The 19,492-nt window shown below is 72.5% G+C and carries 16 protein-coding genes; 6 read left to right on the top strand and 10 right to left on the bottom strand.

All coding sequences use genetic code 11. The features are described from left to right. Positions 1-21: 21 nt before the first annotated feature. Positions 22-1,446 carry a type I glutamate--ammonia ligase gene (glnA, locus tag IRY44_RS09315; protein WP_194800032.1) on the top strand — a complete coding sequence of 475 codons (1,425 nt, stop codon included), beginning with the start codon at positions 22-24 and terminating at the stop codon, positions 1,444-1,446. A 119-nt stretch (positions 1,447-1,565) separates the two neighbouring features. On the opposite strand, the gene IRY44_RS09310 is transcribed toward glnA, so the two are convergent. Next, positions 1,566-2,537 carry a hypothetical protein gene (locus IRY44_RS09310; RefSeq protein WP_194800031.1) on the bottom strand — a complete coding sequence of 324 codons (972 nt, stop codon included), beginning with the start codon at positions 2,535-2,537 and terminating at the stop codon, positions 1,566-1,568. Between the two features lie 94 nt (positions 2,538-2,631). Here IRY44_RS09310 and IRY44_RS09305 point away from each other — a divergent pair, with 94 nt between their 5' ends. Then, on the top strand, positions 2,632-3,738 hold the full coding sequence (locus IRY44_RS09305; RefSeq protein WP_194800030.1) for a glutamate--cysteine ligase: 1,107 nt from the start codon (positions 2,632-2,634) through the stop codon (positions 3,736-3,738). A gap of 34 nt (positions 3,739-3,772) precedes the next feature. On the opposite strand, the gene IRY44_RS09300 is transcribed toward IRY44_RS09305, so the two are convergent. Further along, positions 3,773-4,600, bottom strand: coding sequence for a PIG-L family deacetylase (locus tag IRY44_RS09300; RefSeq protein WP_194800029.1), 828 nt, complete (start codon positions 4,598-4,600; stop codon positions 3,773-3,775). A gap of 73 nt (positions 4,601-4,673) precedes the next feature. Here IRY44_RS09300 and IRY44_RS09295 point away from each other — a divergent pair, with 73 nt between their 5' ends. Then, a complete protein-coding gene (locus tag IRY44_RS09295) occupies positions 4,674-5,387 on the top strand; it encodes a hypothetical protein (RefSeq protein WP_194800028.1) in 714 nt (237 codons plus the stop codon). 52 nt (positions 5,388-5,439) lie between these two features. Here the strand turns inward: IRY44_RS09295 and IRY44_RS09290 are convergent, their stop codons facing one another. The 5 genes from IRY44_RS09290 to IRY44_RS09270 form a co-directional block, all read right to left on the bottom strand. Beyond that, positions 5,440-8,262 carry a glycoside hydrolase N-terminal domain-containing protein gene (locus tag IRY44_RS09290; RefSeq protein ID WP_194800027.1) on the bottom strand — a complete coding sequence of 941 codons (2,823 nt, stop codon included), beginning with the start codon at positions 8,260-8,262 and terminating at the stop codon, positions 5,440-5,442. Between the two features lie 154 nt (positions 8,263-8,416). Beyond that, positions 8,417-9,433: a nitroreductase gene (locus tag IRY44_RS09285; RefSeq protein WP_194800026.1), complete on the bottom strand. Its 1,017-nt coding sequence runs from the start codon at positions 9,431-9,433 to the stop codon at positions 8,417-8,419. Positions 9,434-9,435: 2 nt separating this feature from the next. Further along, complete coding sequence (locus tag IRY44_RS09280; protein WP_194800025.1) at positions 9,436-10,518, bottom strand: hypothetical protein; 1,083 nt, start codon at positions 10,516-10,518, stop codon at positions 9,436-9,438. Then, positions 10,515-10,955 (bottom strand): DUF4188 domain-containing protein, encoded by a 441-nt coding sequence (locus IRY44_RS09275; RefSeq protein ID WP_104114793.1) that lies wholly within the window; start codon positions 10,953-10,955, stop codon positions 10,515-10,517. The genes IRY44_RS09280 and IRY44_RS09275 overlap by 4 nt, the downstream gene beginning before the upstream one ends. A gap of 3 nt (positions 10,956-10,958) precedes the next feature. Beyond that, complete coding sequence (locus IRY44_RS09270) at positions 10,959-12,521, bottom strand: phenylacetate--CoA ligase family protein (RefSeq protein ID WP_194800024.1); 1,563 nt, start codon at positions 12,519-12,521, stop codon at positions 10,959-10,961. Positions 12,522-12,726: 205 nt separating this feature from the next. Here IRY44_RS09270 and IRY44_RS09265 point away from each other — a divergent pair, with 205 nt between their 5' ends. The 3 genes from IRY44_RS09265 to IRY44_RS09255 all read left to right on the top strand — a co-directional run bounded on the left by IRY44_RS09265 (position 12,727) and on the right by IRY44_RS09255 (position 16,917). Next, on the top strand, positions 12,727-15,372 hold the full coding sequence (locus IRY44_RS09265) for a DUF11 domain-containing protein (RefSeq protein ID WP_194800023.1): 2,646 nt from the start codon (positions 12,727-12,729) through the stop codon (positions 15,370-15,372). An 83-nt stretch (positions 15,373-15,455) separates the two neighbouring features. Beyond that, on the top strand, positions 15,456-15,866 hold the full coding sequence (locus IRY44_RS09260; RefSeq protein ID WP_013477142.1) for a hypothetical protein: 411 nt from the start codon (positions 15,456-15,458) through the stop codon (positions 15,864-15,866). Positions 15,867-15,873: 7 nt separating this feature from the next. Continuing rightward, positions 15,874-16,917, top strand: coding sequence for a polyprenyl synthetase family protein (locus IRY44_RS09255; protein ID WP_194800022.1), 1,044 nt, complete (start codon positions 15,874-15,876; stop codon positions 16,915-16,917). Here IRY44_RS09255 and IRY44_RS09250 read toward each other — a convergent pair. Genes IRY44_RS09250 through IRY44_RS09240 form a run of 3 tightly spaced genes read right to left on the bottom strand, consistent with a single transcriptional unit; the run spans position 16,914 to position 19,491 of the window. Next, positions 16,914-17,885 carry an acetylxylan esterase gene (locus IRY44_RS09250; protein ID WP_194800021.1) on the bottom strand — a complete coding sequence of 324 codons (972 nt, stop codon included), beginning with the start codon at positions 17,883-17,885 and terminating at the stop codon, positions 16,914-16,916. The genes IRY44_RS09255 and IRY44_RS09250 overlap by 4 nt on opposite strands. Next, a complete protein-coding gene (locus IRY44_RS09245; RefSeq protein ID WP_194800020.1) occupies positions 17,876-18,565 on the bottom strand; it encodes an N-acetylmannosamine-6-phosphate 2-epimerase in 690 nt (229 codons plus the stop codon). Before IRY44_RS09245 ends, IRY44_RS09250 begins: the two co-directional genes overlap by 10 nt. Then, on the bottom strand, positions 18,562-19,491 hold the full coding sequence (locus IRY44_RS09240; protein WP_194800019.1) for an ROK family protein: 930 nt from the start codon (positions 19,489-19,491) through the stop codon (positions 18,562-18,564). Before IRY44_RS09240 ends, IRY44_RS09245 begins: the two co-directional genes overlap by 4 nt. Position 19,492 lies beyond the last annotated feature (1 nt).

The raw sequence follows: 19,492 nt of genomic DNA, 5'->3' as shown, positions 1-19,492 counted from the left end.
CGACGCCTGCCAGGAGGACGTGTGTTCGCCAATTCCGAGGAACTCCTGCGATACCTCACCGACGAGGACGTGAAGTTCGTCGACGTACGTTTCTGTGACCTGCCCGGCGTGATGCAGCACTTCAACCTGCCGGTCGAGTCGTTCGACGACAGCGTCTTCACCGACGGTCTCGCCTTCGACGGCTCGTCGATCCGCGGTTTCCAGTCGATCCACGAGTCGGACATGCTCCTGCTGCCGGACGTGGCGACCGCGTTCGTGGACCCGTTCCGCACGCAGAAGACCGTCGCGTTGAACTTCTTCGTCCACGACCCGTTCACCCGGGAGGCGTACTCCCGCGACCCGCGCAACGTGGCGAAGAAGGCGGAGGCGTACCTGGCGGCGAGCGGCATCGCCGACACCGCGTACTTCGGCGCCGAGGCGGAGTTCTACATCTTCGACTCGATCCGCCACGAGACCTCGGCGCACCAGTCGTTCTACTACATCGACTCGATCGAGGGCGCCTGGAACACCGGGCGGGTCGAGGAGGGCGGCAACCGCGGCTACAAGACCGCCTACAAGGGCGGCTACTTCCCGGTGCCGCCTGTCGACCACTACGCCGACCTGCGCGACAGCATGGTCCGCCGGATGGTGGACGCCGGTTTCACAGTGGAGCGTTCGCACCACGAGGTGGGCACCGGCGGGCAGTCCGAGATCAACTACAAGTTCTCGACGCTGCTGCACTCCGCCGACGAGCTTCAGCTCTTCAAGTACCTGATCAAGAACGAGGCGTGGGCGCACGGCAAGACCGCGACGTTCATGCCCAAGCCGGTGTTCGGTGACAACGGCTCCGGCATGCACACCCACCAGAGCCTCTGGCGCGGCGGCGAACCGCTGTTCTACGACGAGACCGGCTACGCCGGCCTGTCCGACACCGCCCGCTGGTACATCGGCGGCCTGCTGCACCACGCACCCTCGCTGCTCGCCTTCACCAACCCGACCGTCAACTCCTACCGCCGTCTCGTCCCCGGCTTCGAGGCGCCGGTCAACCTGGTCTACTCGCAGCGCAACCGCTCCGCCTGCACCCGCATCCCGGTCACCGGCAGCAACCCCAAGGCCAAGCGCGTCGAGTTCCGGGTGCCGGACCCGTCCAGCAACCCCTACCTGGCCTTCTCGGCCATGCTCATGGCCGGTCTCGACGGCATCAAGAACAAGATCGAGCCGCCGGCGCCGATCGACAAGGACCTGTACGACCTGCCGCCGGAGGAGTGGGGCGACGTCAAGCAGGTACCCGGCTCGCTGCCTGAGGCACTGGCGGCGCTGGAGACCGACCACGACTACCTGCTCGACGGCGACGTCTTCACCGCCGACCTGATCTCCACCTGGGTCGACTGGAAGAACGCCAACGAGGTCGACCCGGTCCGGCTGCGGCCCACTCCGCACGAGTTCGCGCTCTACTTCGACTGCTGAGACCGATCACGGCGCTGACCCGGATCAACAGAAGCACTGCACGACCTCGCGGACGGCGGTCATGCTCGGCTCACAGCGGGCATGGCCGCCGCTCCGATGCGCTGACGGTCGCTGTCCGGTCAGTCGAAGTCGTTGCCGGTGAGGACCCAGGCGATGCCCTGCGCCGGGTCTTCCATCGCCAGGTGCAGGTACCAGATCTCGTCGTCGGGCTCCTGCCAGACGACGCAGTGCAGGCGTTCGACAAACGCGCTGACGCTGCCCGCCCCTGCGGCAGGGGTCACGTCAGCCATGACGGCGAGTGCCTTCCAGAGAGCCGTCCGTCCGAGCGCCTGTCCGGTCCGACGCGCGTAAGGCCCTTCACCGGTGGCCAGGTGCACCAGGCTGGGGTAGACATCGGCGAAGGGAACCTGTGATCCCTGGCGGCCCCGCAGGCCCTGCCACCGCTGGCCCCTGGGCATCCTGGCCTGGTCGGTGGCCACCACCGAGGCCGCCTCCCATGCGGTTCCGTGGAACGCGTACGCCTGGGTAGCCGGTGACAAGCGGCCGAGGAGTGCCACCGCGGCGTGCTGTGCCGGCCGTACGGTGGTCACGGGTAGCGGCTTCGGGTCGGCCAACTGGCTCGGACAGGCCCAGATGGTGCATCCCGAACTGCCGGACCGGTCGTACTCGGGGATGTCCAAGGTGCTGTACCAGTTGGCGGCTTCCCACGGCAGAAGGCACAGCGGGGCATCGAGCAGCTGTGGATCGAGGTCGGCGGCCGCACGGAGATCCTCGCCGTGCAGCACGCGAGTGTGGGCTGTCAGATGCCGCGTGCGTGGGTCGGCCAGATGGGGGGTCAGTTCTCGCCACGTGTGGTTTTGGGCTACCACCTCCCACAGGGGCCCCGGGGAGCCCTTGTCATCGCCGGGAAACAGTTCGGCTGCGGCGGCGGCGATCCCGGCCGGCGCTTCCAATGCCACGACGTGCGCCGTCTCCCGCCGCTGGTCGACCGGCCCCGCCTCGACTGTGGCAGCGAACCTCAGCAGGTCGTGCCAGCGTCCAGCGTCGGCAAGCAGGTCGAGGTCGCCGTAGGAGACACCAGGTGAGGTCACCTCGTCATTCTGCCGCTCTGCGTGCCGCCACCCGCGGGGGCGGTGGTCGGCGGAAACGGCCTCGGGCCGGCCCCCGCCCTCGTACCGTCGGGACATGACTCCGCCTCACGTCCTGACCCTCGGGGTGGAAGAGGAGTTCCTGCTGCTGGACCCGGCCACCGGCGAGAGCATGCCGGTCGCCGACCGGGTACGCGGCGCGCTCTCCGGCACCGCCCGCGAGCAGAGCCGGCAGGAGTTCCGGCACAGCATGGTCGAGATGGTGACGCCGGTCAGCCCCGATCTCGGAGAGCTGCGGGAGCACCTGGTCACGCTGCGCCGGGCGGCCGCGCGGGCGGCCGACGCGGCCGGGGCGCAGCTGGTCGCCGTCGGCGCCACCCCGGTCTGCGAGGCCCACCGCACGGTGCCCGACGAGCAGCGCTACCACGACATGTCCCGCCGGTTCGGCCCGGTGGCCCACGACCCGGCGGTCTGCGGCTGCCACGTCCACGTCGGCGTCCCGGACCGGGAACTCGCCGTGCAGGTCTGCAACCACCTGCGCCAGTGGCTGCCGGTGGTGCAGGCGCTCACCACCAACTCGCCGCTGCACGACGGGCGGGACACCGGCCACGCGAGCTGGCGCTCGATGCAGCTGGAACGGTGGCCGAGCATCGGACCGACACCGCACTTCGACTCCGCCGCCGACTACGACGCCACGGTGGCGGACCTGATCACCGCCGGGATCATGCTCGACGCCGCGATGGTCTACTGGTACGCCCGCCCGTCCGCGTCGTACCCGACGGTGGAGGTCCGGGTCGGCGACGTGTGTCCCACCGTCGACGACACGGTGCTGGTCGCCGGGCTGGTCCGGGCGCTCGTGGCCACCCTGATCGACGACGTCCGCGCCGGCGTACCCGCACCCCGCATCCGGGACTGCCTGGTCGCCGCCGCGCACTGGCGGGCCGCCCACGACGGCGTCGACGGCGAGCTGGTCGACCTGCGCACCGGGCGGCCCCGGCCCGCCTGGGACCTCGTCGACGACCTGTTCGTCACCGTCACGCCCGCGCTGACCCGCCACGGCGACCTGGACCTGGTCCGGCGCGAGCTGGACCGGGTGCGCCGGGACGGCACCGGCGCCACCCGGCAACGTCAGGTCATGGCTGACACCGGCGGCGACATCCGCGTGGTGCTCGCGCACCTGGCCGCGCAGACCGTCTCGACGTGAGTCGATGACCTCCCCGGACCGGACCGGCGACCGGTCAGCGCAACCCGGCGAACAGGTCGTCCTCGGGGGTGGCGGCGCCGGTGGTGTCCCGCACCCGCACGAACGTCTCCATGCCCATCAGCTCGGTGAACCGCTCCTGCCCCAGCCGCAGGAAGAAGATGTTCTCCGCCTGGCTGGCGTGCGCGGCGAGCGAGGCGAACTTCTGCCCGCCGTATCCGCTGGTGTCGACCCAGGTGGTGATCTCGTCGTCCGGCAGGCCCAGCGCCGGCATCTCGTCGGTCGCCTCCGGCTCGGGGAACTCCACCCCGATCTCCCGCATGACGGTGCCGAACTGCTGGAACGCGCTGCGCGGCACGGTGGTCCAGTAGACCTTGGCCGGGATAGCGGTCTGCTCGACGGCGGCCATCGTGATGCGGTGGGCCTGGATGTGGTCCGGGTGGCCGTAGAAGCCGTTCTCGTCGTAGGTGACCACCACGTCGGGGCGGTAGCGCCGGATCAGCTCGGCCAGCCGGTCGGCCGCCTCGGACACCGGCGTGTTCCAGAACGCGCCGGGCGCGTCGTTCGTCGCCCAGCCCATCATCCCGGAGTCGCCGTAGCCGAGCGTCTCCAGGTGGGTGACCTTCAGCGCCTCGCAGCTCACGGCCAGCTCGGCGCGGCGCATCTCGACCACGGCCTTCGGGTCGTGCCCGGGGTCGCCCGGCTTGATCCCGCCGGGACCGTCGCCGCACCCCCCGTCGGTGCACGTCACGAGCACCGTGGTGACGCCCTCGGCCGCGTAGCGCGCCAGGACGCCGCCGGTGCTGGTCGCCTCGTCGTCGGGGTGCGCGTGCACCGCCATCAGGGTCAGGGATCGATCGGTCACCCCGTCACCATACGAGCATCGGCCGACGAACTAGCATTGCCCGGTCCGCAGACGGCGACGGAAGCGAGGCGCGATGGGTTGGCTCCAGCGGTTGCTCGGTGGCGGACGGGTCGAACTGGACCCCGCACGTCAGCAGGAGCTGCTGCGGGACGTCCGGCGGTCCTACGGCGCGCACGCCCGCCTCCGGTTCCCGGAGCAGGCTGACGCGATCACCCGGCTGCTGTCCGATGACGACGGTCTCGTGGTGGCCGCCGGGATCGTCTGCGAGGCCGCCGATCAGGCCCACGCCGACCTGCTGGCCCAGGCGCAGGAGGTGTTCCGGCGCACCGGGCGGCGGCTGTTGGTGCACCGCCGCAACTACCGGCCCCTGTGGAAGGAGGCCGGGCCCGCGCTGCGCTGGCCGCTCGGCGCGCTGCCCAGCGGGCTGCACCCGTACGCGCAGGTCAGCGCCGCCGTGGCGGTGGTCGGCGGGCGGGCCGACCGGCTGGACCGGGTGACCGACCCGCAGCCGTTCGTGACGCGTCTGTTCGAGGTGCTCGACCTGACCACGGCCGGCTGGGAGTTCGGCCGGGTGCGTGTGGACACCGACAGCGCGACGCTCGTGGAGCGGCTGATGGGCACCGGCGCGCGGGTGCTCGCGACGATGGACGATCCGCCCCGGCTGCCTCCCGCGGTGCGGGAGATGATGCGCCGCAACCACCGCATCGCCGTGTACGACCCGGCCGGTCCCCGCGTGGTCGGCGAGCTGAACCTGGGCGCGCGGCTGCGCGAGACGCTGCTGGCCTGACCGGCGGCACGCCCCGCCCCGGCCGGGTGGCCGCGGCGGGGCGCGTGGATGCTCAGCTGGTCGTGCAGGTGAGGTTCGCCGGCGGGTTGTTGGTGCCGCCCGCCGAGCCGATGAAGCCGAACGTGGTGGAACCGCCGGCCGGCACCGAGCCGTTGTAGTCGACGTTGCGCACCGTCACGTTCGCGCCGTTCTGGGTGTGCGTACCGCTCCAGATCTGGTTGATCACCTGACCGTTCGGGAACGTCCAGGAGACCGTCCAGCCGCGGATCGCGGTGGCGCCGGCGGTCACCGTGACCTCGGCCTGGAAGCCGCCCGACCAGGAGCCGGTGATCGCGTACGTGGCACGCGCGCCGGACGGCGCCGGCGAGCTGGTGGTAGGGGTAGGGGTAGGGGTAGGGGTCGGAGTCGGTGACGGCGTGGACGTCGGAGTCGCAGTCGGCGACGGCGTCACGCCGGGCCGGGCCGCCCGGTAGGTGTGCCCGGCACGGACGGTGAGCGCGACGACGTCGGACTCCGGCCGGGTGGTGGCGGGTGTGCTGCCGTCGGTGACGTCGGCGACTGTGAAGCTCCCGGTGAACAGGCGGGACCGCAGGCGCAGCGTGCCGTCGTGGTCGGCGCGGACGGTGATCTCGTCCGCCTGGCCGCTGCTCCAGGTCAGCGCCACCGTGTAGCCACCCCGGCCGCGCAGGCCCGCGACCTGCCCGGCGGGCCAGGCACTCGGCAGCGCGGGCAGCAGGTGCAGCTCGCCGGTGTGGCTGTGCAGCAGCATCTCGGCGATGCCGGAGGTGGCGCCGAAGTTGCCGTCGATCTGGAACGGCGGGTGCAGGTCGAACATGTTCGGCGCGAGCCGGTCGGTGCGGACCAGGTCGCGCAGGAGCTTGTGGGCGCGGGCGCCGTCCTCCAGCCGGGCCCAGAAATTGATCTTCCAGGCGAGGGACCAGCCCGTCCCGTCGTCGCCCCGCAGCTCCAGCGTCCTGCGGGCGGCCTCGTACAGCGCCGGGGTGCCGCGCCTGGTGATCTGGTTGCCGGGGTGCAGCCCGTACAGGTGGGAGACGTGCCTGTGGGTCCGTTCGGTCTCCACCCAGTCGGCCAGCCACTCCTGCACGTTGCCCCGGGAACCGACGCGGCTCGGCGGCAGCCGGTCCTTGGCGGTGCGCACCTGGGACCGGAACGTGGCGTCGACGCCGAGCACCTCGCTGGCCCGGGCCGCGGCGTCGAACAGGTCGCGCAGGATCTGGTTGTCCATCGTCGGGCCGGCGCAGACGCTGGCGTTGGCGTGGTGCGCCAGCTCCGGCGAGTTCGACGGGTTCGTCACCAGGTAGCCGAGCGTCGGGTGGGCGACCAGCGTGTCGAGGAAGAACTGGGCGGCGCCCTTGAGCGCCGGGTAGTTGGCCTGGAGGAATCCGCTGTCGCCGGTGAACAGGTAGTGGTCCCAGATGAGCGTGCTCAGCCAGGCCCCGCCGGTCTGCCACATGCCCCAGAACGCGCCGTCCACGACGGATGCGCCCCGCCAGGCGTCGGTGTTGTGGTGGGTGGCCCAGCCGCCGGCTCCGTACTGCGCCTGGGCGACCCGCGCGCCGGTCACGGTGAGGTCCTTGACCATGTCGAAGACCGGCAGGAAGCATTCGGACAGGTTCGTGGTGTCGGCCGGCCAGTAGTTCATCGGCAGGTTGGCGTTCACCGTGTACTTCGAGTCCCAGGACGGCGTCAGCGAGTCGTTCCAGATGCCCTGGAGGTTCGCCGGCTGGGTGCCCGGCCGCGACGAGGAGATCAGCAGGTACCGCCCGAACTGGAACAGCAGCGCGGCGAACTGCGGGTCGTTCGTGCTCGCGTGCTGCGCGATCCGTACGTCGGTGGGCTGGTCGGCGGCGGCGGTACGGCCCAGGTCGATCGTGACCCGGTTGAACAGCGCCTGGTAGTCGGTGCGGTGGCGGGAACGGAGCTGGTCGACGGAGACGCTCCGGGCGGCGTTCAGCCGGTTGCGGGCGATGCCCTGGTAGTCGCCGTTGACGGTGCGGTAGTTGACGTAGCTGGTGCCGATCGAGATCAGGACCGTCACGCTGGTGGCGCCGGACACCCGCAGCGTGCCGCCGGAGCTGCTGACCGTGCCGCCGGTGACGGCGGCGTTGGCCAGCGCGAGGAACCGCACCGAGCCGTTCACTCCCTCCATCGAGCCGGAGATGCCGTCGAGCGCGACTGTCGCGCCGTCCGGGCTGGACACGGTGGTCCGCTGCGGGCTGTCGAACGCGGCGGAGAACGTGATCGCGTTCGCCCGGTCGGCGGTCAGCCGGAGCACTATGACCTGGTCGGGCGCGCTGGCGAACACTTCCCGCTGGTGCCGCACACCATTGAGCACGTACGTGGTGGTGACGGTGGCGGTGGTCAGGTCGAGCGTCCGGTTGTACTGGGTCGCCCCGCTCGCCGACCCGAAGGAGAGCCGGAGGTCGCCGACGGTCTGGTAGGCGAGCTGCCCACCCGGGCTGCCCATCATGGTCTGGTTGATCAGGTCCTGGGCCGAGGTCCACTGGTCGGCGAAGACGCGACGCCGGATCTCGGCCAGGTTGGCCGCGCCCCTGGTGTTCGCCGAGTCGTACGGGCCGCCGGCCCAGACGGTGTCCTCGTTGAGCTGGAGCCGCTCGGTGTCGACGTTGCCGAACACCATCGCGCCGAGCCGTCCGTTGCCGATCGGCAGGGCGCGCAGCCAGTCGGTGCCGGCCGGTTCGTCGTACCAGAGGGCAAGGTCGTTCGCGGCCAGCACCTGTGGTGGCGCCGCCGAGCCGGCGCGCGCGGCGGCGCTCCAGGCGGCCGGCACCAGCGCGGCACCGGCGCCCGCCGCCGTGGCCTTGATGATGTTTCGTCGTGTCACTTCGGACATGGTTGCTCCCAACCGCGCAGATCAGCGGGCGGGGCCCGAGTGCACGCCGATGCTGTTATCGCTAACAGACATCGCTCGCGCACCCGGACGCCGCATTCCTGCCACTACGCGCCCAGGGCTCCCGACCGGGCGACACATCAGCCAACATGGACTCTCATGGATGAAGTGACACTGCGTCAAGGGGTGTTACCGCTAACAGATCCGATCCGTGGCGCACTCGCCGGGCCGAACGGGGCGCGGGGACGGCCGGCCGGCCCACCCGGGCCACGTGCACGATCCGCTCCGGCGCCACGTCCAGCAGCGCGCCGAGCGCGTCCCGGGTGGCTGCGACGTCGACGAGCTGACTGAGCGGGTGCGCGGCCAGCCCGGCCGTGTGCAACGTCAGCCACATCCGCATCAGCACGCGTCCGAACTCGACCTGCCCGGCCGCGTCCAGACCGGGCGGCGCGACGAGCGCCAGCACCCCGCCGCCCTGCGCCAGCGGATCACCGCCCGCGGCGGCGAGCAGCCGGGGCAGCCCCAGCGGGCGCAACGCCGGGTACGCCGCCAGCGCCGCCCGCAGCCCGGTGGCCGTGGCCCGGCCCAGCCCGAGGCACCTGTCACTGAGCCCGTCGGTCCGGTAGCGCGGGCCCGACCGGTCCAGGCGCAGCCAGCGGCGCAGCTCCGCGACCACCGCCGGGTCGGCGTACACGTGCCGGTCGGCAGTGCGCAGCAGCGCGCGCAGCCGCCCGGCCGCCGGCACCGCGCGGACCGCGCCACCGGCCCGGCGGGCAACCGCGTCCACGGCCGCGACCACGTCGGCGTCCGGGCCGCCGGTGAACCGGCCCCGGTGGGTACGCCGGTCCCACACGTCGGCGGTGCGGAACGGCGTCCGGTACGGCTGCCGTGCCGGACGCAGCCGCCCCACCCGACGGTCGGACTCGTCGTGGTCGGCGGCCCAGTCCAGCCGCAGCCCCGCGTCGGCCGCGACGATCAGGCAGGTCTCCACGAACGCGCCCAGCGACAGCCGCAGGTCCCGGCCGGTCGGGTCACCCGCCGGCAGCGCGTCGGCCGGGTCCCAGCCGACGGTGATCGCCCAACGCTCGTAGCGCAGCCGCCACGGCTGGGTGTTGTGCGCGCTCGGGGCCCGCCAGCACAGCGGCTCCAGCGCGTGGAACGCGGCGAGGTCCATGCTCACCGCTCCCTGGCATAGAACGTGTAGCCGTGCAGCGGGCGTCCGCCGAGGCGCCGGTACTGGGCCGCCGACGCCGGGTTGTCCCGCCCGACGTACGTGCTGCGCAGCGCCGTGTAGCCGCCGTCGTGCAGGTTGCGGTGCAGGTGCGCGGAGAGCAACCGCTGGTAGCCGCGCCCCTGGAACTCCGGCACCACGCCCTTGACGATCAGCACCGCCTCCCGGCGGTACCGGCGGCGGGTCGCCAGCAGCAGGAACTGGTTGACCGGGTTCAGGTCGCCGCGCACAGCAACCAGGAAGTCGCTGATGTCCGGCACGCAGAGCACGAACGCCACCGGCCGCCCGTCGCGGGTCAGGTAGAGCAGCAGCGACTCGTCCAGCAGGTACGCCAGCCCGTCGGTCTGCCGCCGCAGCTGCGCCGCCGAGATCGGCGTGTAGTAGCCGAGCTGGGCGAAGGAGTCGTTGAGCATCCCGCGCAGCAGGTCGAGCTGTTCGTCGAGCCGCCGGGTGTCCCCGTGGTGCAGGTCCAGCCGCGCGCCGTCGGGCTGGACGCCCAGCGCGGGCGGCGGTCCGGTCGGTGGCGGCACCGGGCAGATCCAGGTGTCGGAGACGAACCGCCCGGTGAACCCGTTCTCCTCGTACGCGTCCGGGTAGTACGACGGGTTCCACGCGCTGTCCACGAAACCCCGGTCGGCGTACCCGGAGGTGATCACGCCGCCGGCCTGGTTGGGCAGCAGCGCCACCGGCCCGAGCAGCAGGTCCCGGCCGGGTGTGGCGTGCGTGGTGATCGCGTCGAACAGCGGCCCGGCGGCGGACGCGGTGAACTCGGTGAGCCCGAACAGCTGGCACCGGCGGCCCAGCTTCGCGTCGAGGTCCGCGTCGGTGTGCAGCGTGGTCCGCCCGGCCACGGTGCCGGTGGTGTCACGCAGCACGTACATCGGCACGCCGTCGCGCCACCAGCGGCGGATCTGCTGCCGGGGCGTCGGCACGTACCGGGGCTCGTCCGCGTACAGCCGGTCGGTGAGGGTGAGGAAGTCGCGCAGGCCGCGCCGGCCGGTGACGCGCTCGAACCGGTGGCCGGTCACCGGCGCACCGCCGGTCCGGTCGTCTCCGCGCCCAGCGGCGTGAACCGCTCGATGTGGCCCATCGCGCCGTCCTCGGCCCGCCACGCGCCGTTTGAGTAGCCGTCCGGGGAGGCGGTGTAGAGCCGGATGAACCCGGCGGTGGCGTTGCGGTTGCCGTCGGTCAGCCACATCATCAGCCTGCGGTGGTGCCGGGTCCGGGCGAAGCGCAGCAGCGCGTCCCGGTCGGTGAAGAACGCGATGGTGCCGAGCGTCAGCGGGAACTGCCAGTAGACGGTGTGCCAGCAGTAGCCGGACATCCGGCGCATGTCGCGCACCATCCGGATCCAGTCGGGGGCCAGGCGCAGCAGCACCAGCGGGTTCGCGTACCGGGTGCCGCCGATGAACATGGCGCCGGCGCGGGCCTGGGCCGGGGCGCGGGAGAAGTCACGGGTACGCATCGTTCACCTCACCAGGTAGACGTTCTTGATCTTCTGCATGCCGGCGAACGGGCCGCCGTCCGGTTCGTGCAGCTCCACCCGCAGGTCACCGGCGGTCGGGTCCTCCACCAGGGACTGCGCGAAGTCCCGCGACACCGAGGTCAGGTGCGCGCGTACCCCGTCGCGGCACGCGTCGGCGAGCGCGGCGCGGGCCGCGCCGTCCAGCGGGCGGCGCAGCTCGACGTGGATCACCGGCCGGGTCTCCAGCGCCGCGTCCTCGTGCAGTGAGAGACAGAACCTGTTGATCTCGGGGGCGTACGGGTTCCCGGTGTAGAGGCCGTACTCGACGTCCTGCGGGTAGAGGTTCGCGCCCAGGTAGGACACCGTGGAGTCGCTGCGGCCGAACAGCAGCAGCAACGGCAGCGTCATCCGCTCCTCGGCCACCGCGGTACGGAACTCGGCGCGGCGTACCGGGTCGGCGTGGGCCAGCTCGACGATCCGCCGGTACGGCACCAGCAGCGCCTCGTCGCCCACGTTGTAGCGCAGCCGGGGCTGGAGCACGTGCGGGCTCGTCACGGTGCAGAGCAGTTCCCGCCGCTCGTTCGTCTCCAGGTAGGTGGCGAACGGGTTGTACTGGAACACCATCGGCAGCCGCTGCTCGCCGCGGCCAAGCAGTTCCGCGCGCAGTCCCGCGTCGGTACGCAGCCGTCGCCGCAGCCACACCGTGAACCGGGTCTCCGCACCGATGCCGATGGTCAGGTCCGACGCCCCGTACGCCGACCGCACCCGCACGAACCGCTGTTCCAGGTAGTCGCGCAGCGCCTCGGTCATGCCCTCGCCGCCGCAGCTGGCGAAGATCCGGTACCGCGACCACGGAAAGTCCTCGGCGTCGAGCCGGTCCCGCAGGTGCTTGAGGAACGGTGGGTACGCGGTCACCAGGTAGTCGTGGCCGGGACCGAACTCGCGCAGCGTGTCGACGATCTTCCCGAGGTCCGGGCCGGTGTTCTTCACCGTGGCGATCCGGGCCATCGCCGCGCCGGTGGTGGTGCCGGTCGCCCAGGCGCCCATCGAGTACGCGTTGATGACGAACGGGCGGCGCATCGGGAACGCCAGTCCGGTGTAGCCGGCGATGTCGCGGTGCACCGCCCGCAGCTCCCGCTCGCCGCGGGGCCAGTTGAAGGGCCGCCCGGACGATCCGGCCGACTCGTCGACCACCACGCCGCGCTCCGGCATCCGCCCGTTCCGGCACCGGGCCGAGGCGTCGTACGCCATGACGTACCCGCGCTTGTCGGTCTCCGGGAAGTCCCGCAGCCGGCGGCGCAGGCCGCCCGGGCGGGCCCGCAGGAACGCCTGGTAGGCGGGCACCCGCCGGGCCGCCCGCACGCAGGTCGACCGCGCGTTCGCGGCGGCGAGGCGGTCGAGGACCGGGTGGTGGCGCCGGGCCAGCCAGCGCCAGCCGGCGGGGTGGTGGGCGACGAGCCGGGCCAGCGCGGCGACCGCGCGGCCGGCGGGGGCCAGCGCGGCCTCGGCGGGCAACGGCGTGTCGACGGTACGTGCAGCGGCGTGTCGGTGCAGCGTCTCGGCCATGAGAAGCATCCTGTCGACGCCGCGACGCGGACACATGAGCGACGGGACGGTACTGCGCTGAGTACCCGTACCCAGCCGGCCGACCGCCGTGAGCGGACGCAGGAATCATGAAAAGACGGACTTAAGGGGCAATGACCTGGCACCTTTACCGCTGTGAGCGTCGAGGCCTTCCGGCTCCGACCAGCCACAACGGGGGAAGAGGAAGATGGTTCACAAGGGATGGTGGCGACCTGCGTCGGCGCTGGCGGTGCTCGCCGTGCTGGCGTCGTCGTCGACGTTCGCGGTGGTGGTCTCGCCCCCGCCCGCCTCGGCCACCGTTCCCGGCCAGCCAGGAGTGCCCCAGCCCGGCACTCCCATCTTCACCGAGGACTTCTCCAACGAGAGCGCGGTCGACGCGCCGATCCGCATCGGTTCCTACACCGGATCACCCGGTTCGGTGTACGTGCCGGGGCCGGGAGGCAGCGGCGCGGACAGCGAGACGTACACGGCGGACCCGGCGTGGAGCCCCGGCGCCGGAGCCTGCAACGGCTGGATCATGCGGCAGACGTCACCGCTCCCGCCCAACGGCGGCGACCCGCCCGTGACCGACAACGACCAGTGCGCCCGCAGCCGCGCCTGGACCACGATCGGCCAGATGGTCCACGACATGGGGGTCTTCCAGGGCCAGAATGACGAGGAGGCGACGACGAACCAGGCCCTCACCGAGTTCTCCAACGGGATCGGCGGAGTGCAGGCCGCCGGCTACCAGTTCGACACCGACAGCAACACCATCCCGGCGGTCGGCGGCCACTTCTACGCCGTCTCGGCGATCTTCGCGGAGACGAACTGCCAGGTCCCGGGTACCGCGCGGGCCAGCGAGCGGTTCGAGCTGATGCTCAACGAGGTGCCGACGGTCCTCGCCGAGGGTCTCAACCCCTGCACGGATCCCAGCGCGGTGGTGATCAACGGCACCTACATCGCGAAGCTCCAGTCCACGGCGATCCAACTCCCGGTCGACGACACCCCGACGCTGGGCCTGCGTCTCTACAACGCCACCGCCACGGGCGTCGGCAACGACGTGGCGTTCGACCTCCCCCAGATCGTCGACGTGACCCCGCAACTGGACAAGGCGTTCGGCCCGGCCACCATCGGGCAGGGGCAGACGTCCACCCTGACGTTCACCGTCACCAACACCGACGACCTGCAGGCCAAGAACGGGATGAGCTTCACCGACGAGCTTCCCGCAGGCGTGACCGCGACCGGGGTGAACAACACCACCTGCTCGGACGCCACGGTGACCGCGGCAGCCGGCGCGACCTCCGTGGTCTTCGACGGCGACATCGGCCTGGGCGTCGCGTCCTGCACCGTCTCCGTCGAGGTGACCGCGGACGTGGTCGGCTCGTACACGAACACCGGATGCGCCGGGCCGGACGGCACGCCGATCCCCGGCTGTGAGAGCAACTTCCCGACGATCCTCGGGATCAACCCGCCCGGCTCCGCCACGCTCCAGGTCATCCCCACCGTCGACCTGGCCGTGACGAAGACGGCGAGCCCGAACCCGTACGTGCCGGGCGCACCGCTGACGTACACCGTCACGGTCACCAACGGCGGGCCGTCCGACGCCGTCGGCGCCACCGTCACCGATCCCCTGCCGGCGCCCGGGTTCACCTGGACCTGCGCGGCGTCCACCGGCAGCACGTGCACCGCCTCCGGCACCGGGGACATCAGCGACACCGTGACCGTGCTCGCGGGCGGGACGCTCACGTACACGGTCAGCGGGACCGTGCCGTCGAGCACCACCGGCGACCTCACGAACACCGCGACGGTCACCCCACCCGACGGGGTCTCCGACCCCGGCTGCACGCCCACCTGCACCGCGACGGTGGTGACCCCGGCGGCACCCGCCGTCGACCTGGCCGTCACCAAGACGGCAACCCCTGACCCGTACGTGCCGGGGGCGTCGCTGACGTACACGGTCACCGTCACCAACGGCGGGCCGTCCGACGCCGTCGGCGCCACAGTCACGGACACGCTCCCGCTGCCCGGCTTCACCTGGACCTGCGCGGCGTCCACCGGCAGCACGTGCACCGCCTCCGGCAGCGGGGAACTCGCCGACACCGTCACCGTGCTCGCCGGCGGCACGCTCACCTACACGATCAGCGGGACCGTACCCGCAGGCACCACCGGCGACCTCACCAACACCACCACCGTGACCCCGCCCGAGGGTGTCTCCGATCCCGGCTGCACGCCGAACTGCACGGCGACGGTCGTGACCCCGGGCCGGCCGACCGTCGACCTGGCGGTGACCAAGGCGGCGGCACCCAGCCCGTACGTGCCGGGTACTCCCCTGACCTACACGGTCACCGTCACCAACGGCGGCCCGTCCGACGCCGTCGGCACCACGGTCACCGATACCCTGCCGCTGCCCGGCTTCACCTGGACGTGTGCGGCGTCCACCGGCAGCACCTGCACCACCTCCGGCACCGGCAACATCGCCGACACGGTGACCGTCCTCGCGGGCGGCACGCTCACCTACACGATCACCGGAACCGTGCCCGCCGACACCACCGGAGACCTCACGAACACCACCACAGTCACACCACCCGAAGGCGCCACCGACCCGGGCTGCACCCCGAGCTGCTCGGCCACAGTCGTCGTCGCCGGGCCGGTGCAGCCCACCCCGACACCGCCGACACCGGAACCGCCCACACCGAAGCCACCCAAGCCGGGGCCGCCCAAGCCGATCCCACCGTTGCCGGTGACCGGCAGTGGCATGGTCACCATCACCTCGATCGGGCTCGCCGCCGTGACCCTCGGCGTGCTCCTGGTCGCCGGTCTGGTCCTGACCCGGCGCTCGCGCCGACACCCCTGACCACCACCTGCGGTCATTACCGTCAGTCACCATCGCGACACATGCCTAGCCCGGCGCCCGGAGCCGGGTGGAGACTCCGCCGCATGGAGAACGTGGAGCGTGAGCGCACGAACGAGCGCTTCGAGAAGGTGGCCGAGGAGACCTCGGAGACCGTGACCCACGCGGCCACGGTGCTGGAGGAGGAACTCGCGGCGGGGCTGGCCGGCGCCCGGCGGCTCGAGGAGAAGCTGACCGAGAGCCGGCGCGTGGACCCGGAGGCGTTCGACGAACTCGTCGCCCGGGTCCGCACCGACGGGCACGCCCTGATCGACACCGTGGTCGGGCAACTGAAGATGGCCGACGACCAGCGCGGCGAGGTGATCCGGCGGTACACGTCGGACGCGCACGACGCGCTGGACACCGTACTCAATCTGGCGCGGCTGGCGCCCGAGGTGGCAAACGGCCTCGCGGACCGGCTGGCGTCGCCGGCCCCGAAGCGGCCGACGGACCGGTAGCCGCGCGATGGCGCCGCCCACCGGGGTGGCCGGCGGGCACGTGGAACGGATGCTGGAGCGCTATCGCGGGCTCGCCCTCGGCGCGCTGCTCGACGACGTGCCCGACGGCGGCCCGCGCTACCTCTACGACCTGGTCGCGGAGTATCCGCGCCGGTGGGGCAAGGGGCTGCGCGCCGCGCTGTGCCTGGCCACGTGCCGGGCGTTCGGCGGCGGCGACGCGGTGGGCCTCAACGCCGCAGTGACGGTGGAGCTGTTCCACAACGCCTTCCTCATCCACGACGACATCCAGGATTCCAGCGAGCAGCGACGCGGCGGGCGGACGCTGCACGCCGAGTACGGCGTGGGCGTGGCGCTGAACGTCGGCAACATGACGAACCTGCTGGCGTTGCGGCGGCTGGCGGCGAACCGGGCGGCCCTCGGCTCCGGGATCGCCTGGCGGCTGTTCACCGAGACCGAGCTGATGATGCGCCACTCGCTGGAGGGGCAGGCCATCGAGATCGGCTGGATCCGCGACAACGTGTGCGACCTCGACGCCGACGACTACTACCGGATGTGCCTGAAGAAGACGTCCTGGTACACGTGCATCTACCCGTGCCGCACCGGCGTCCTCGTGGCGACCGGCCGGGAGAACGCCGTCGACGTGCTCGACCGCTACGGCTGGTATCTGGGCGCGGCGTTCCAGATCCAGGACGACGCGCTCAACCTCACCGGCGACTACGCCCGGTACGGCAAGGAGATCGCCGGTGACCTGTGGGAGGGCAAACGCACGCTGATCCTGATCGACTTCATGCGGCGGTGCACACCGGAGGAACGCGAACGGCTCGTGCGGCTGCTGAGCCGTACCCGCGCGGAGCGCACCGACGCCGAGGTGCGCTGGCTGCACGGGCGACTGCTCGCGTACGACTGTGTGGAGTCGGCGCGGCGCAGCGCCCGGGACCTCGCGCTGGCCGCCCGCCGCGAGGGTGAGCGGGCGCTCGGCGCCGCCGCCGACAGCGAGGACGGCCGTTTCCTGCTGGAGCTGACCGACTACGTGGTGGAACGCGCGCGTTAGGCGCCCAGGATCGCGCGCAGCCAGGTGAGCTGTTCGCGCTGGTGTGCCGCCTCGCCGCCCTCGTGGTCGTTGAACTCGTACACCCGCACGTCCTTGTCGCCGCCGTAGCGGTGGTAGGCGGCGAAGCAGGTCGACGGCGGGCAGACCTGGTCCCGCAGCGCGATCGAGAACAGCGCCGGCGCTGTCGCGCGCGGCGCGAGCACGGCGGCGTCCAGGTAGGACAGCGTGCGGAACACCCGGTCGGCGCGGTCGCGGTGCAGCGCGAGGTACTCGACGACCTCGGCGTACGGGCTGTCCGGGCCGGCGACGCGCACGCCCCGGCGGATGTCGCAGAGGAACGGCACGTCCGGCATGACCGCCACGACGTCCGGGCACAGCGCTGCGGCGGCCAGGGCCAGGCCGCCGCCCTGGCTGAAGCCGGTCACCGCTACCCGGGCGGGGTCGACGGCCGGGTGCCGCCGGGCCGCCTCGGCGAAGCGCACCGCGTCGGTGATCAGCCGCCGGTAGTAGTGCTCGGCCGGGTCGTCGACGCCCCGGGTGAGGAAGCCGGGCACGGTGCCGGCCGGGTAGGGGTGCGGGTCGGGCGTGCCGCCGGTGGCGGCGCTCCAGCCTTGGCCCCGGCTGTCCATGATCAGGTGCGCGAACCCCGCCGCGGCCCAGAACAGCTTCTCGTGCGCCAGGCCGCGGCCCCGGCCGTAGCCGAGGTACTCGACCACGCAGGGCAGCGGCCCGTCGGCACCGGCCGGCAGGTGCAGCCATCCGCGTACCGGCTCACCGCCGAAACCGGGGATCGTGGCGGCGTACGTCCGGATCTGGGTCAGCCCGGTGTCGACCGGCTCGTAGACCGCACGCTCCGGGTCGCCGCCGCCGCCGAGCGTGCGCGCCCAGAACGCGTCCAGGTCCGCCGGCACGTGAAGCTCCGGCCGGTACGCCAGACAGCCGGCCAGGTCGAGGTCGGTCAGCGGCACGACGCGGCCTCCCGCACGGCCGAGGCGAACCAGCCGGTGATCGTGCTCGGGTGGGTGATGGCAGTGCCCACCACGACCGTCCACGCGCCCGCCCGCAGCGCCTGCGCGGCCTGCTCCGGGGTGTGGATGCGTCCCTCGGCGACCACCGGGACCTCGATCGCGGCGGCGAGCCGGGCGACCAGGTCCAGGTCCGGCCCGTCGCCCTTCGTGGTGTACGCGGTGTAGCCAGCGAGCGTGGTACCGACCAGGTCGGCGCCGGCAGCGGCGGCGGCCACGCCCTCGTCGAAGGTGGAGCAGTCGGCCATCACGAGCGCGCCGGTGCGCTCGTGCACGGCGGCGATCGTCTCGGCGAGCGTACGGCCGTCGGGCCGGGGCCGGGACGTGCCGTCGAGCGCGACGACGTGCGCCCCGGCGTCGGCGACGGCGAGCGCGTGTTCGAGGGTCGGGGTGATGAAGATGTCGTCGTCGCCGTCCTTCCAGAGCCCGATCAGCGGCAGGTCCACCGCCGCGCGGATCGCCGCGATGTCCGCCAGCCCCTGGGCGCGGATGCCGGCGGCGCCGCCGCGTGCGGTGGCGAGCGCGACCCGGCGCATGGTGTCCGGGTCGCGCATCGGCTCACCCGGGTACGCCTGGCAGGAGACCACCAGGCGGTCACGGAGCTGGTCGACGAGCGCGTTCATGAGACCTTCCAGGCGAGCGAGGCGGCGCCGAGCAGTGGCGCGTCGGGTCCGAGGGTGGAGGCGAGGACCGGCACTGCGGCCAGGGCGGGCAGTGTCTCGGCGGGCACCGCGTCGCGCAGCGCCCGCCACCACGGCTCGCCGAGACCGGTGACGCCGCCGCCGATCACCACGGCGGCGGGGTCGAGCACGTTGACCAGGCCGCCGACGGCGGAACCGACAGCCGCGCCGCCCAGCCGGACGACATCCCGGGCCGTCTCGTCGCCGTCCGCGGCGAGCGCGGCGACGGCCCGCAGGTCGGCCACCGCCCGGCCGGTACGCCGGACGTACTCGGCGGTGAGCGCGGGCCCGGCGGCGATCGCCTCCAGGTGCCCGCGCCCGCCGCAGGTGCAGGCGAGCGTTCCGGCGTACGCCGACGGCTGGTGCCCGGCGTGCCCGGCCGCGCTGTGCGCACCGGTGAGCACAGTGTCGCCGAGGACGAACGACGCGCCGACGCCGGTGCCCACGGCGACGTAGAGCACCGTGTCGTAGCCGGCCGCGACGCCGTGACGCGCCTCGCCCAGCGCGTGGGCGTGCACGTCGTTGATCACGGTGACCGGTACGCCCAGGCGCCGGCTCAGGTCGCCGCGCAGGTCCGTGCCGGTCCACCCGGTCAGCACGTCGGTGGCGGACAGCACCAGGCCGGAGCCGCTGTCGATGACTCCGGCGCTACCGACGCCGAGCGCCCGTACGACGCCCGGCGCGTCCGCCCGCAGCTTCTCCACCAGGCCGGCCGCGGTGTCGAGCACCGCGGCAGCACCGGAGCGACCAGGTGTCGGCGCGGTGCGCCGGCCCACGACCTCTCCGGCGGCGGTGACCAGGGCGGCGGTGGTCTTGGTGCCGCCGATGTCGAGCGCGGCGACCAGACCGGTGGTGCTCACGTCGGGCATG

The sequence above is a fragment of the Micromonospora sp. ANENR4 genome (assembly GCF_015354395.1).
In the GTDB taxonomy this organism is placed as follows: Bacteria; Actinomycetota; Actinomycetes; order Mycobacteriales; family Micromonosporaceae; genus Micromonospora; species Micromonospora aurantiaca.
Note: the sequence above shows the minus strand (reverse complement) of the source record. Positions and strands in the feature narration are given on the sequence as shown.